6 protein-coding genes and 1 pseudogene are annotated in these 14,053 nt (G+C 61.3%); 3 read left to right on the plus strand and 4 right to left on the minus strand.

Annotated elements, in window-relative coordinates; all coding sequences use genetic code 11:
- Nucleotides 1-107: 107 nt before the first annotated feature.
- A complete protein-coding gene (locus tag ACUIAF_RS02575) occupies nucleotides 108-1,343 on the plus strand; it encodes an NADP-dependent isocitrate dehydrogenase (protein WP_445338942.1) in 1,236 nt (411 codons plus the stop codon).
- Between the two features lie 256 nt (nucleotides 1,344-1,599).
- Nucleotides 1,600-3,156, plus strand: coding sequence for a hypothetical protein (locus tag ACUIAF_RS02580; RefSeq protein WP_445339145.1), 1,557 nt, complete (start codon nucleotides 1,600-1,602; stop codon nucleotides 3,154-3,156).
- Here the strand turns inward: ACUIAF_RS02580 and ACUIAF_RS02585 are convergent.
- The 3 genes from ACUIAF_RS02585 to arfA form a co-directional block, all read right to left on the minus strand.
- On the minus strand, nucleotides 3,126-4,952 hold the full coding sequence (locus ACUIAF_RS02585; RefSeq protein WP_445339146.1) for an AMP-dependent synthetase/ligase: 1,827 nt from the start codon (nucleotides 4,950-4,952) through the stop codon (nucleotides 3,126-3,128). The two genes, ACUIAF_RS02580 and ACUIAF_RS02585, sit on opposite strands and share 31 nt — an antisense overlap.
- Nucleotides 4,953-5,071: 119 nt before the next feature.
- Complete coding sequence (locus tag ACUIAF_RS02590; protein ID WP_445338943.1) at nucleotides 5,072-5,737, minus strand: peptidoglycan DD-metalloendopeptidase family protein; 666 nt, start codon at nucleotides 5,735-5,737, stop codon at nucleotides 5,072-5,074.
- 196 nt (nucleotides 5,738-5,933) lie between these two features.
- Complete coding sequence (gene arfA / locus ACUIAF_RS02595; protein WP_445338944.1) at nucleotides 5,934-7,469, minus strand: arabinosylfuranosidase ArfA; 1,536 nt, start codon at nucleotides 7,467-7,469, stop codon at nucleotides 5,934-5,936.
- Nucleotides 7,470-7,967: 498 nt separating this feature from the next.
- On the opposite strand from arfA, the pseudogene ACUIAF_RS02600 reads away from it, so the two are divergent.
- Nucleotides 7,968-9,132 (plus strand): annotated as a pseudogene (locus tag ACUIAF_RS02600) (IS1249 family transposase).
- A 282-nt stretch (nucleotides 9,133-9,414) separates the two neighbouring features.
- On the opposite strand, the gene ACUIAF_RS02605 reads toward ACUIAF_RS02600, so the two are convergent.
- A complete protein-coding gene (locus ACUIAF_RS02605) occupies nucleotides 9,415-13,764 on the minus strand; it encodes an LPXTG cell wall anchor domain-containing protein (RefSeq protein ID WP_445338945.1) in 4,350 nt (1,449 codons plus the stop codon).
- Nucleotides 13,765-14,053: the final 289 nt, after the last annotated feature.

A 14,053-nucleotide genomic window follows, 5' to 3' on the forward strand; every position in this document is an offset into this window, starting at 1 on the left:
GAGCATGGGAACAGAGGGTAACAAACTTGGGATAGAACTGTTCGCGAGCGCAACTGCGGCACCGGGGCAGGATCGGGCCCCGACCCGCCGACCGATAGGAGGCCGCCATGGAAAAAGTCACCGTGAAGGGACGCATCGTCGAGCTCGACGGTGACGAGATGACCCGGGTCATCTGGAAAATGATCAAGGAACGGCTGATTCTGCCCTATCTGGACGTGGACCTGGACTATTACGACCTGGGCATCCGCAACAGGGACGCCACCGACGACAAGGTCACCGTACAGGCGGCCCAAGCCATACAGCGCGAGCATGTGGGTGTCAAGTGCGCCACTATTACCCCTGACGAGGCCCGGGTGAAGGAATTCGGTCTTAAGCGCATGTGGAAGTCACCCAACGGAACCATCCGCAACATTCTTGGAGGAACAATCTTCCGCGAGCCCATCGTCATCGATAACATCCCCCGACTGGTTCCAGGATGGTCCAAGCCCATTGTGGTGGCCCGCCACGCCTTCGGTGACCAATACCAGGCCACTGATTTCACCGTTCCCAAGCCTGGAAAGCTGAGTGTCGTCTTTACTCCTGAGGACGGGAGCGACCCGGTGACCCGAGAGGTGACCACCTACCCAGGACCAGGCGTGGCCCAGGTTCAGTTCAACCTCGACGACTCCATCCGCGACTTCGCCCGCTCATGCTTCAACTATGCCCTGCAGAGGCACTATCCGGTCTACCTAAGCACCAAGAACACCATCCTCAAGGCCTACGACGGACGGTTCAAGGATATTTTCGCCCAGGTCTACGAGCAGGAGTACCAGGGTCGGTTCGAGGAAGAGGGGCTGACCTACCAGCATCGTCTGATTGACGATATGGTGGCCTCCTCGCTCAAGTGGCAGGGCGGCTATGTCTGGGCCTGCAAGAACTACGATGGCGATGTCCAGTCCGATGCAATAGCTCAAGGGTTCGGTTCCCTTGGCCTCATGACCTCCATGCTGATGACGGCAGACGGGCAGACGGTAGAGGCCGAAGCCGCCCATGGGACCGTGACCAGGCATTACCGGCGCTGGCTCAAGGGCGAGACCACCTCCACCAACCCGATCGCCTCTATTTTCGCCTGGACCGGCGGACTCAAGCAGCGGGCACGGCTGGATGGCACGCCCAAGGTAGCCCGGTTCGCACAAACTTTGGAGTCTGTGGTCATCGAGACCGTGCGCTCCGGCCGTATGACCAAGGACCTGGCCAGCCTGGTTGGTCCCGATCAGCCCTGGCTGGACACCGAAGGGTTCATGGATGCCCTGGGCCAAGCCCTTGCCGAGCGTATGACTTCAGCTGCTGCCAAGGCAGACTAGCAGAACAAGACAAGACATCATCGCCTTCCATTACAGGCGGTCATTCTGCTCAGATTAGCCTTGACCGTCTGCCCCTTGGCGAGAACCTTGTGCGCAAAAGCAAGGAAGTTCCGTACGCTCCTGACCGAGAGCCAATACAATGGTTGGTCGGGACCCGGCCGGAGTCGGGCTCTGTCGGAACGAAGGAGCGAATGTGAAGAAGACCGGCTTTGCACGGCATTTGTCCGGCTTGCTGGCTTTACTGGCGTGCCTGGTCATGGTGGCATCGACTGGTGCCTGCGGTCCGGCACTGGGCAAGGGGGAACCGTCCCCGAGCGCCCCGCAGAGTCAGGCGACCTCCACGGCAGCTGCAGAGGTACCTGGTCAGGTAGCCATTTTCACACCTTCTGACGGCATCACCCTCTCCCAGCACACACCCATCAACAAGTGGGCCGCCCTGGTTCCTGAGATCAAGGCGGCACTGACCAAGGAGCATCTTTCCGGAAAGCGCATCGATACCTATACCAGCGGGAATCTGGAGGATCAAAGCAAGGAACTGCAGGATTACGTGGTCAACCGCCTCTCGGAGCGCAAGGCCGGGAAGACCTCAGCGCCGACCACGCTGGTGGTAGCGCCCATGACCTCGCCGGACTCCATTACCCGCCAGTATGGCGACTATATCAGCAAATCACTGGATGCCGATGCCAAAGACAAGGCGCGCACACGTCTGGTTTCGTCTCTGCGTCTGGCCACCGGAGCAGGCATGCATGTGGTGCTCCTGGCCAACCAGGTACCGGGCATTCAGCCGGATCTGTTCGTACAGTTGTCTGATGCACGGGCCATTGGTCAAATGCAGGCGGACAAGCTGGCCAGCAAGCTGGAGCTGAACAAGGCCAGCAAGGACAACCCCTGCCGCATCGAGATTCTGCTGCCGAACCGTCCGGCCGACGCATCCTCTGATGAGTCCTCTGATGACACGGACACTGAAGCCAGCCAGGCTGAACGGGACAAGCAAGAGGAGCAGAATTCCTTTCCTGCCCAGGCCTTTGCCGGAATCTGGCAGGTGCTGGGGCCATACTTCAAGGATGGGAGGGCTATCAGCCCCTCGGGACTCCTGAAGGCAGACAGCACCGAGCAGGACTGGCAGGCGGTCGCCTTCGACCCAGGCAAGGATGCTTCGGCTACCGGCAAAGAGCTGGCGACCCGCCTGGCCATGAACGATGGCTCAAAGACCCATACCGAGGTGGACGGCATTTTGGCTATGAACGATTTCATCGTTTCCGGGGTGGTCTCAGAGCTCGGCGATCTTGGATATAGGGGTTCATCAGCGGATGTCAACCCGGAGATCTCCATATCCGGCATCGTGGGATCAATGGCCGGCCGCAAGGATCTGCATCGGCAGCGCGTACCTAAACCCGCCCAGAGCCCTACAACCCAAAATCAAACAGGCCAAAATCAAACAGGGTCGGAGGCGAACCCTTCACAGCAGGCCCCGGGCAAGACCCAGGGATCCACGCACCCGGACGACCGCGCCGCCTGGCCAATCATCAGCGGATATGGTGCCTACGTGGATAACATCCCACAAATCGTTGACGGACGGCAGTGGATGACTGGGCTGGAGGACAGGCTGGGGCTTGCGGCTGATATTGCCAAGGCCTGCGTCGGCCTCAACAGCCAGGGCAAGGTGCCGGCCATGGATACGATCCAGACCGTCAACCAGGACGGGAAGCAGCTGCGCCGCCTGTCAAGACCCTTGGTTGCGGTTTCGGCCTCCAACCTCAAGGCGGCGCTGATTGATACAGACTACATCAAGCCGGCCGACGCGGGCCTTTGAGCATAGATCTCCTGCTCGATTCGGTCCTCATACCGCTTGAGAACCTCCTGACGGCGGGGCTTGTATGAGGCGGTGAGCAGACCGTTTTCACGAGTGAAGTCCTGGTCCAGAATCAGATAGCGGCGGATGCCTTCAGCCCGGGATACCTGGCTGTTGGCCGCGTCCACTGCATGGTCGACCTCAGTGCGGATGATGGGGTTCTCCCCGGCCGAAGCAATATCTTCCAGGGGTTCAGCACCCTGATCGCTCAGCCAGCGGTCGACTTCCTCGGGATTGAGGGTAATCAGGGCCGAGATGAATGGTCTGCGGTCCCCGATGACCATGCAGTGGCTGATGATGGGCGAACGTTCAACGGCTGTTTCCAGCAGCGAGGGCGAGATGTTCTTACCTCCTGCAGTGATGATGATCTCCTTGCGCCGACCGGTCAACCGAACGAACCCGTCCTCGTCCAGACTGCCCAGATCGCCGGTCAGCAGCCAGCCGTCGCGAATCTGCCTCGTGGTGATTTCCGGATGGTTGTGATACCCCATGCAGACATCGGGGCCTTTGACGCACAGCTGGCCCTCCTGGTCGATGCCCACGGTGATGCCGGGCATGGGCAGGCCGATGGTGCCCAGCCGATAGCCCTTGGTGGGGTTGACCGTCACCGGGCCCATGGTCTCGGTCATGCCATAGCCCTCCAGAAGGGGCAGGCCGATGCCATTGAAGAAGTCCGCAATGTCCCTGTCAAGCGGAGCTCCGCCCGAAATGGCATACTTGACCCGGCCGCCCAAGGCCTCCAGGATGGGGTCGTAGACGGTACCTGTGTACATGAGGTGCTTGGTCCTCAGCGACATGGGAACCCGGCTCCCGGTCTGCTGGTGACGGGACCACTGCCTGGCCACTCCTGCAGCATCCAGGAAAATCCTGCCTCTGGCACCTGTTCCGGCCCGTTGGGAGGCGGCGTTGTAGATTTTCTCGAAGATTCGCGGCACAGCCAGTATGAAGGTGGGCTTGAAGGTCTGCATGTCCTGCAGCAGATTACGGATGGACCCGGTAAGTCCCAGGGTGAGATCCGTGGCGATGGCGAAGAACTGCAGACAGCGGGCAAAGGCGTGGGCCAGAGGCAGACAGAGCAGAAGCCGCCTGCCCTCGCCCAGGCAGATGTCAGGAACCGCCTGGGCACCTGAACGCACAGTGAAGATGATGTTGCTGTGGCTGAGCTCTATGCCCTTGGGCTTGCCCGTAGAGCCTGAAGTGTAGACGATGGTGGCCAGGTCGGAACCTTGCACCGAGTCGGCCCGGGCCTGGAAGTCCGCCTGGTCCACCGTCCGTCCATAGGCGCTCATGGTGGTCAGCGCTCCCCTAGTGATCACATACAGGTCGTTCAGATAGGCGCACTGGGAACGAACCGCGTCCACCCGGGCCCTCATGTCGTCATCCTCCAGAAAGGCCAAGCCCACATGGGAGTCGTTGAAGATACGCCGGATCTGGTCGGGAGAGTCCGTCTCGTAGACCGGCACCGTCACCGCTCCGATGGCCAGGATGGCCATGTCCAAGGCAGTCCACTCCCAGCGGGTGTGCGAGACGATGGCCACCGAGTCCCCCCGACCTATCCCCCGGGCCATAAGCCCCTTGGCCAATGCGACGACACGGTCGTGGAACTCACGGGCCGTGATGGTGCTCCACTCACGTCCGCTACGGTACTCGAGCAAGGGATCGTCGCCCAGGCGCTCTACCCTGTCCTCAAGCAGTGAGAAGACGCTTGCATCAGCATCTATTGGCTCCTCAAGCGGACGCGTGAATTCTTGCTGCATGTTCTGCATGACCACTCCCTGCTGAAACGGCGTTATGTTTAACGATTCTAACCGCTCCCCCGGGCTGGCGATATACCCGGTCTGCAGACGCGCGCGTCATCTGAACGACCCCGGCACTTCTATAAAGGTTTGAGACGAATCCGATGATTTCCGACTTTAGCGCCTGGATCCAGGTACAGGCCTTGATCGTCTTTCAGTCCCCAGTGCAGACACTCCTGGGCACAGTGGTCAGAGACTCCCTCTACCTTCCCCCAGACTGTGCCGGCCTGAAGTCGGGTTCCCACCGGCAAAGAGCTCTGCGCAGGCTCGTAAGTGGAGACCAGGTTTCCGTGACGAATGGAGACCACATCCTTGCCTCCCACGGAACCTGCAAAGACGATGACGCCATCTGCCGGAGCACGGATATCACTGCCTTGCCCCGCCGCCAAATCTATCCCGCGATGCCCGCTCAGCCATGGACGATCAGGAGGATCGAATGGACGCATGGCCTGAGGGACAGCCTTACCTCCAGGCTTTGGTTCAAGGGGCCACAGCCAGCCCCGGCGGCAGGCTGTGGTCGATGAGGTAAGTCGACCGTTCTGCGCCGGAGCTGCAGCCGAAGGCAGGGTCGGCGCAGGCTGAGCCGTGACGGTCACTGTGGGCCCTGCAACCGACAGGCCCAGGGCCAGCATCAGCACCAGCAGCGTCCCGGGAAACCAAGGGGGGCGGCAGCCGGAAAGCATGATGGGCATCCGGCCGGTAACCCGCCTGATGCCCTTGTTCTTATGGTCACGCGCAGAGGCCATGGTCGCACCTTCATTCCGTCATCGTGGATGCCCGATTGAGCGTCCATCATCATGATGGATCGGGGGCGAAAGTCACGCGAGACGGAAGGAGGCATGTGGTCGAATACGCAATCGTCCACATCCAGATAGACCGTAAAGGCACCCTACCTGAGAATCCGCGGATAGGGTTCCGAGCCAAGATGCCTTTGGCGGCCTTTTAAGCCAGATGAATGACCGTCCAGGAGACGGGAGGCAGCTGAAGGCTCAAGGCATCCTCATCCATCTTGAAATCTGTCCGGGCATGCATGACGACCCGCTCCTGGTCTTCAAGAGTGTTGCGTGCCGAGGGGTCGTCCTCATGCAGGGTGCTGACCGTGGCCTGTCGATGTCGATCCTGTTCAGGCAGGGCGATTTTGAAATCAACAGAACTGTCGAGGCTGCGGTTGACCGCGAAAACACTGAGGGAGCCGTCGGCACCTCTGACAGCCACTGAATCCGTCATGGGCACCTGGCCATAGCGCGAGGTCTCATAGGTATCTCCGCTTTGCAGGCTCTTGAGTACACTGGCGCCTCGTGCATAACGGGCGGTCAGGGCGAAGGGATAGAAAATGGTCTGCCTCCAGGCCGGGCCGCCGGGTTCAGTCATGATGGGGGCAATGACGTTGACCAGCTGGGCCAGGCTGGCCGCATGAACGACGTCGGCATGCCGGAGCAGGGTGATCAGCAGGTCGCCCACCACCACGGCATCTGCCACCGAATAGACATCCTCCAAGAGCGGCGCGCCTATAGGCCAATTGCCGATGCCTTCGGGCGATCTGCTGGCCTCTGCAGCCTGGTACCAGACATTCCACTCGTCGAAGGAGATGTAAACCTGATGGTCACTGCCCAGCCGGGCACGCGAGGCGGCGATGATGGCCGCCACATCGGTGATGAAACTGTCCATGTCCACGCCAGAAGCCAGAAAGCTGGCCATATCTCCATCCCGGGGCGCGTAATAGGCATGGCATGAGAGAAAGTTCACATTTTCGAAGCAGCGCTCCAGGACGGTACGCTCCCAGAGACCGAAAGTGGGCATGCTATGCGAAGAGGATCCGCATACAACCAGATCCAAGTGCGGATCGATCATCCGCATGGCCACAGCCGTCCGGTTGGCCAGATCCGCATATTCCTGTGCACTCTTGTGGCCGATTTGCCAGTCGCCGTCCATCTCGTTGCCCAGACACCACATCCTGATGTTGAAGGGGCGATCATGGCCGTTGGCACGCCGCCGTTCAGACAGCTCGGTACCCGATGGCACATTGCAGTATTCGAGCAGATCCAGGGCCTCCTGCAAGCCCCTGGTGCCCAGGTTGACGGCCTCCATGAGCTCGTTGCCGCCCAGCTTGTCCAGCCATTCGCTCATCTCGTGCAGGCCGAACTCGTTGCTTTCGCCGGAATGCCAGGCCAGGTCGAGACGACGAGGACGGCTTTCGCGCGGTCCCACGCCATCCTCCCAGCGGTAGCCCGAGACGAAGTTGCCACCCGGGTATCGGATGGTGGTCACGCCCAATTCCTTGACCAGATCCATGACGTCCCGGCGGAAACCCTGCTCGTCTGCTGTAGGATGCCCCGGCTCATAGATGCCCGAGTAGATGCCCCTGCCCAGGTGCTCCACGAAGGATCCGAAGAGGCGATCGTCAATGGGCGTGGACTCCTGCTCCTCATCCACCCTGAACTCTGCCCTGCCGCTGTGATTTAGCTGCCCTCGCGTCACTGTCTAACTCCTTCGTTCTGACTCTGTTGTCTATGGCTCTCGCCGACCCTATAACTATGGGCCATTTGAATAGTACAACGTTGTGTCTTCGACAGGGCACCCGTCTGTCGCCTCCTGCAATCTCAGAAAGTGCCTCCTGGCACAGAACGAAAAACCGCGTAATCATCCCACCTCGCACAAGGGATGGGAATATTCGAAACAGACCGGCAGCACCAGGCCTCGAGTCGGGAGAGTTAAACACGATTTAATCGATTGGGCATCCCAATACTCGTATTTACCACTACTCGTATTTGCCACAACCAGGAGCATTTGATACAGGGGGGGGGGGGGGGGGAGGCATTGCTTGATAGATCATGCAATATTAAGGGCTATAGGAACTAAACGCGTTGTTTATGTTGGGGGTTTGGCCTTGTGGCTGTAAGCGTGTTGGGTGGTTGTTAATAGGTCGGGTTGTTAATAGGGGTCTTGCAGGGGTGCCCGTTCCTGTTCGATTGGGGAATGAGAACCAGATCGAAGAGGGCCAGGCATTGCCCCATATGCCATGGGCGGATGCGCAAGCATGGGCGCAACAGATCAGGCACGCAGCGCTGGATGTGTCCGTCCTGCTCGATCACGTCCACCGCGCGCAGGCAGGACCGGGCCCGCGCCGCGCAGTTGAGGGAGTTCCCGGACCGGCTGCTGACGGGCAGGACCCGGGAACAGATGGGGGCCATGGGCGCCAGGGCCTGGCGTAAACGGGTCGGCTGGTGCTGGAACATCAAGCCGGCAATCACACCGGACGGGGTGGTCCATCACACGCTCATGGCCGACGGCACGTATATGGCACACGGCTGGTGCCTCCTGATAGCGATCGACGGGCAGACGGGCCAGGTCATCGACCGGCAGTGGTGCCATCAGGAGAACACGGCGGCCTGCACGGCCCTGTTCTCCCGCATCCCCGGGCCCGACGTGCTCATCACCGACGGCCTTCGCGGCGTGCAGAAAGCCTGCCATGCCTTGCTGGCCGGGCACGCGCATCCAACGCTGCCTGGTGCACGTGCAACGCAACACCAAAACCGACCCGACACTCAAACCACGACTTCAGGCCGGCAAGGAACTCAAGCGACTCTCCGACCAGCTCACCCGGGTCCATACCATCGAGGAAGCGGTGCGTTGGGGTGAGGCCTTGAACGCCTGGCACGAAAGATGGAAAACCCTCATCGACGAACGCACCATGGCCAAGGACGACCCAGCCAACCCCAAAGCCAGCCACCAATCCTGGTGGTGGACCCACCAGGAACTCCGCCGCTGCTACCGCAGGCCCGAACACCTCTTCCAAGACAGGCAGCTCTTCGCCTTCCCGGAACCCGAACTCACCGCCGGCGGGCCAGTGGAACGCACCACCAACCGGCTGGAAGGAGGAGTCGACTCACCCATCAAACGCACCCTCCTGCAACACCACGGCCTACCCGAGAGCCACATGGGACGCGCCTGCGAATGGCACTGCTACATGAAAACCGACAACCCCGACCCCGCCAGCCTGATCAGGGACGAACACCAGCAGCCACAACCAGCACCCAAACGGGAAACCAGACAGGAACAGGACGAGCCCGAACACTACGGCACCGCCATCAACTGGAACGAGTTCCACACATCAGTCAGATACCCCAACACCACACTCTGACCAACACACAACCAAACCCACACACAGAACCTAAAACAACGCGTTTAGTTCCTATAGGCCTAAGAAGTTCCTAGAGCAAATCAGAACATACTGCTGGGCGATTCCGCCAAAGAGCCGAGAACATTTGGCCGAAATCAGTGGAAGACAAATGAAGCAGGCCCACAGGGCTACGCCTGCGGGCCTGGTATGCACTGCCCCGTTTACCGGGACAGTTGCATGGTATCACCGTCTATCTGCTGGCTGAAATACGAAAGGCTTCCGGCAGCAGGCAGAGAATCGTTGTCAGTTCATGGGCGACTCCTTGGGGTTGATGGTGGTGACGAGCTGAGCGAAGTCCGGCTCGGGACCATTCTCGTCAGGACTGCCGTCGCAGCCAACAGCATCATCGTTCGCGTCGTTTTCGTGCCCGGTGTGGCGGCCGTTGGCGCGGGTGAGGCGGATCGCGGCGGTTGCGCCGGTGCCGAGGAGTGCGAGGACGAGGATGACGGCGATGAGGCCGGCGATGTTGGTGCCGGTGGTCGCCAGGTTGTCCTTGGGCTGGTAGCCGTTCCAGTCGTCGGTGTTGCTGGTCACGGTGGTGTCCGCGCACAGGGTTCGCCCGTCGATCTCCACCGCGTCCTCGGGCAGTTTCTCCTCGTCTTTGCCGTCGAAGGGGTCGGGGTCGGAGACGATGCATTGGACGAGCGGCGTGCCGGTGACGATGGCGCGGTCGGTTTGATGCTCGCTCACGCCACTGAGGGTGGCCTTGACCTCCACGCTGTCTCCGGGCTTGAGGATCAGCGTCTGCCAGTCATCGGGATACTCGAACTCGCCGATCTGGCCGTCGCCGGCGACGAGCTGGTCGGTGAGGCTCAGCTCGCTCGCCTTGAACCAAGGGCCGTCTCCGGTGTCAGGGTCGGTGGGCGATGCGTTGGTGATGGTGAACACGATGCGAGTGTCGCTCCCGTTCATGTTCAGCGCCTCGTCAACGGTGTCACGGTCGCCGTCGGGCCAGCCAGATTGCTCGTCCCATTTCTCGATGGTGAGCCGGGGCGTCATGTCGGGCGTGTGCGTGGTGACGGTGTTCGAGGGCCGTTCGACCCCGTTGATGGTCTCGGTGAACTGGTTGGCCACGGGACCGCCCACGGCGATGCGCTGGCATTGGATGAACGCGGTCCACGCCTGCTCATGCTCGGTGTCGGCCGACACGAGTCCAAGCATCAGCTCCGTGGCGCGCACGGTGACCACGCCGCGCTCGTCGGTGGCGAGCTCGAAGAGTTCTCCGCCGAAACGGCTGGCGTCGAAGTCGGAGCCGGCGATGCGTTCGCCCCGCTCGGCCAGGGTCTCGCCGTCCTTGATGAGGTCGCGGGCGGCGTAGACGGCCCATTGGCCGGTGAACTTGTCGTACCGGGTGTCGAGCGGGTCGCTGATGGACCAGTCGGAGACCTGCGGGTAGGCGCGGTCGGGCGGCAGCGTGGAGCTGTCGAGCCGGTAGAGGAACAGGCTGTTGAGATAGATGCTCTTGCCATCCACGCTCTGCCCGTCCACCTTGACCACGACATCCTTGGCCGGGTTGATCGGCTTCAAGGGGTTGGAAACCTGGTTGGTGTCCTTGCGCACGTCGTTGACCAGCTGGGTGGCCGTGTTCGTGACCACGTAATCGTCGGTGACCTTGATGACGGTCATCGGCAGCGTGACCTCATACGAGGTGCCCAGAAGCGACTGGTCGATGGCCGGGTCCTTCAACGGGTCGTGGTCCTTGTCGCCAAGTGCGGCGTAGATCTTGAGATCGGCTGGCTGGGGGTCGCCCTTGATGGTCTCTCCCGTCGCCGGAACCTCGGTGTCAACGGTTTTGGCGAACACGTATGCCACGCCGTCGATGGCCTGGATGTTGAACCGGTCGGTCACATCCCTGCCGTTGGCCTTGTCGGTCACGGTGATATGGTTCTCGTCGAGTTCGAGGTATTCGTCGTCCCAGTCATCGACCATGCCCAGCCGCCACACCTTGTAGGCATGGTTCGTCTGCTTGGCGTCGAGATTGATCCGATAGTAGATGCGGTCTCCGAGCAACGCGGTCTTGCCGTCGATCGAAATGGACGGGTCGGCCTGGGTGTCCTCCTTGCCCGGCTGGAAGTCGGGCGGATCGTTCCATACCTTGTTGCTTGGTGTGACCGAGTTGTTCAAGGTCAACGCCCACTGGTTGTCAACCACGGTGTCGGCCGGGGCATCCTCGGCCACGACGCCCTCGAATCTGATGATGATTCTGGGATTCGTGCCCGCCAGCCAGTTCGCCCGCACATAGTCGTCGGCAAACACGAGACGCACGGCATGGTTCGCGTCGTTCCACTCGCTGCGGTACTGGCTCTTGGGGATGAACTTGCCGGTGGTCAGGTCGGTGACCTCCAGGGTCTGCTTGTCCGGCTGGAAGTGCTCGTCATACGTGTCGGTGACCGCCACCTCGACGATAGTGTAGGCGAGACTGTCGGGCAGGTGCGGCTGGGTTTCCAGACGGTATTCGAGACGCTGGCCGGGGAAGACGATCTTGCCGTCCACGCTGTCCTGGGCGCCGCCTTGGGAGGATTCCCCGACCACATCCTTGACCACGGACGGCACGTAACCGCAGACCTTCGGCTCGTTGGTTTCGACCGTGTGGGTGTTGATGGTCTGCGAGCCGGCGTTGGTCAACTCCGCGCCGTTCTTGCCGGCGGTGCAGAACGTGATCTCGTCGTCCGCTTCGATGCCGAAGTCATCGCGCACCTGGCCCGCTCCGGCCCCGTTGGCGTAGTTCGCGCGGCCGGGCACGAGCATCGTGATCTGCCTGGCCTTCTCCAAGTCCTTCAGTCCGGTCAGGTAGGAGGCCTTGGCTGTGGCGGTGACCACGGTGCCATCGGTTGTGATGTCCCACTGGTCGGTGATGTCACGGCCACGGTTGGCGATGTCGCTTACGCTGCTTTCGCGATCGGTGCCCGTGTCCGCCTCGTACACTCGGACGTTCGCCGCTTCATCGGCGTCGAACAGGTAGTCGGCGGCTGTCCAATCATCGACCAAGGTGAGCGTCCGCGGGGCCTGGATCAGGTTCGCCGGCACGGTGCCGTTGACCACGGAGGCCACGCGGTCTCCGTCGAGGAACACCTTGCCGTCGCCGCCGGTCTGGTTGGTGCGGTCGGGGTCGATCACGGCCTGCCACTTGCCATTAGTGTCGAGCATGATCCAGCTTTTGTCGGGATTGGGACGCCAGGTGTCGAACTCGCGTTCTCCCGCGTCGGCCTCGGGCAGCTGGTTCCACTTGCCCCACGCATGGTCGCTGATGTTCTGGTAATCGGATGGCAGGCTGACGGTCACATCGAAGCCGAACACATACTCGTGGTCGAACGGCATCATGCCCTTGTTGGCCGAACGGACCGCGCTGACCGTGTTCGATGCGCGGTCCCAACCGATCTCGAACTCGTTGGAGACATCGCGATTGTTGTCGGTGGCGTCCACGAGCGTGAAGCCGTCCACCGTGTAATCGACGCCGTTGGGTTCGATCACGTCCCTGAAACTCAGCTCGTAACCGCCCCGGCCGGTCCCATACGTGATGGTGGTGCGGTTGGTCATCTGGTCGGCGCTGACGCCTTCCTCGATGCTTTTGACCGGATCGGTCGGCGGCACGGCGCTGACATTCCAGGTCTCCGCCGGATCCCGGTCCGTGGTGTCCACGGCCGCCTGCATGCTTCCCTGCCTGGGCACTTGGATGTCGATCCAATATGTGCCCTCGGCCCAGGAATCCATGCCGAAATCACCCGGCGAGGCCAGGTTGTCGATCACGGTGTCGCCGCTGTTGGCGAAGCTGATCGGCTTGCTCACGCTGCCCGTCGGCGTGTAGGGGCCGCCATCGTAGTGCACGATCGCGGTGCCGTGCAGGGTCTCCTTGATCGACGAGCCGCCGTTGTTCGCGTGGATGGTGTCGCCGACCGGCGTGGTCGAGCCGACCTGCATGTCGGTCTGCTGGCGGTGCGAGGTGGTGACGGTCAACGGATAATCGACGGGCGGCTGGTTCTTGGCCAGCACGACCACACGGAACGAGGCATCGGGATTGGCGTTGATGGAATCCTGCACCAGGCTATCCACCGAACGCACGCCAAGTCGATCGGTCCACGTGGTGCCGGTCGTGTACGACTGGCCTTGGTACTGGTAGGTGCCGCGCCCTTCGGCGGCCCATTGGGACTCCCAACGCTGACGCGCGTTCGAACTGACATAGGAACCGCTGAACACGCCGTTGCCGAGGCGCGCGTAGCCGACAGCGACCATCCGGCATTCCGCGTCACCCTCCCCGGTGTATGAGGCCTTGCACTCCGAGATCGCGTCGGCAAGGATGGCATTCATATCCACGAACTGATTCGACCCATCCTCCAAATCGGAAGACAGGGTGGTGCCCGAATCACGTATCGCCTGCTTCATGCCCTCCAGAGTGGCGGGCCAGGAATCCTTGTAGATCCAATGCACGTCGGCGGTCTGCGATGGAACCTGCCCGCCGGAACCGCCACCGCCCTCGCCGGAACCGCCACCACCGCCCTCGGCGAACGCGGCTGGCGCCAGATATCCCAAGGCCAACGCCCCTGCGGTCAGGGCAGCCACCAGCATCGTGCGCCTGCTCTTCTTCCCACCTGACATACGTATCCGTCCTTTCAGTCGGAAGCGCCCCATGATGCGCTCCCTCCCGTTTCACACGGATACGGAAAATGCGGGCGACCATTCACGGACGCCCGCATCCTTCCTTGTCCCTGGAAGAAGAACGCACCGGCGGGCCTTCCGCCGGGACGCCTTCCCCCAGCTTCCCCCCGTTAACTGCAATCAGCAGCGGACAACCATTCAAACAGTCTGCCATTACATGCACGAATATTTATTCAACCATCTATTAAATTAAAATGGCTTGATTCCATTTCTATTGAGATGGGAACCA

Source organism: Bifidobacterium sp. ESL0822 (assembly GCF_052606675.1).

Excerpts from the sequence above, each read along its gene's own strand:
- ACUIAF_RS02575 (WP_445338942.1), top strand. The coding sequence starts at position 108 with ATGGAAAAAGTCACCGTGAAGGGACGCATCGTCGAGCTCGACGGTGAC.
- ACUIAF_RS02580 (WP_445339145.1), top strand. The coding sequence starts at position 1,600 with ATGGTGGCATCGACTGGTGCCTGCGGTCCGGCACTGGGCAAGGGGGAA.
- ACUIAF_RS02585 (WP_445339146.1), bottom strand. The coding sequence starts at position 4,952 with ATGCAGCAAGAATTCACGCGTCCGCTTGAGGAGCCAATAGATGCTGAT.
- ACUIAF_RS02590 (WP_445338943.1), bottom strand. The coding sequence starts at position 5,737 with ATGGCCTCTGCGCGTGACCATAAGAACAAGGGCATCAGGCGGGTTACC.
- ACUIAF_RS02605 (WP_445338945.1), bottom strand. The coding sequence starts at position 13,764 with ATGTCAGGTGGGAAGAAGAGCAGGCGCACGATGCTGGTGGCTGCCCTG.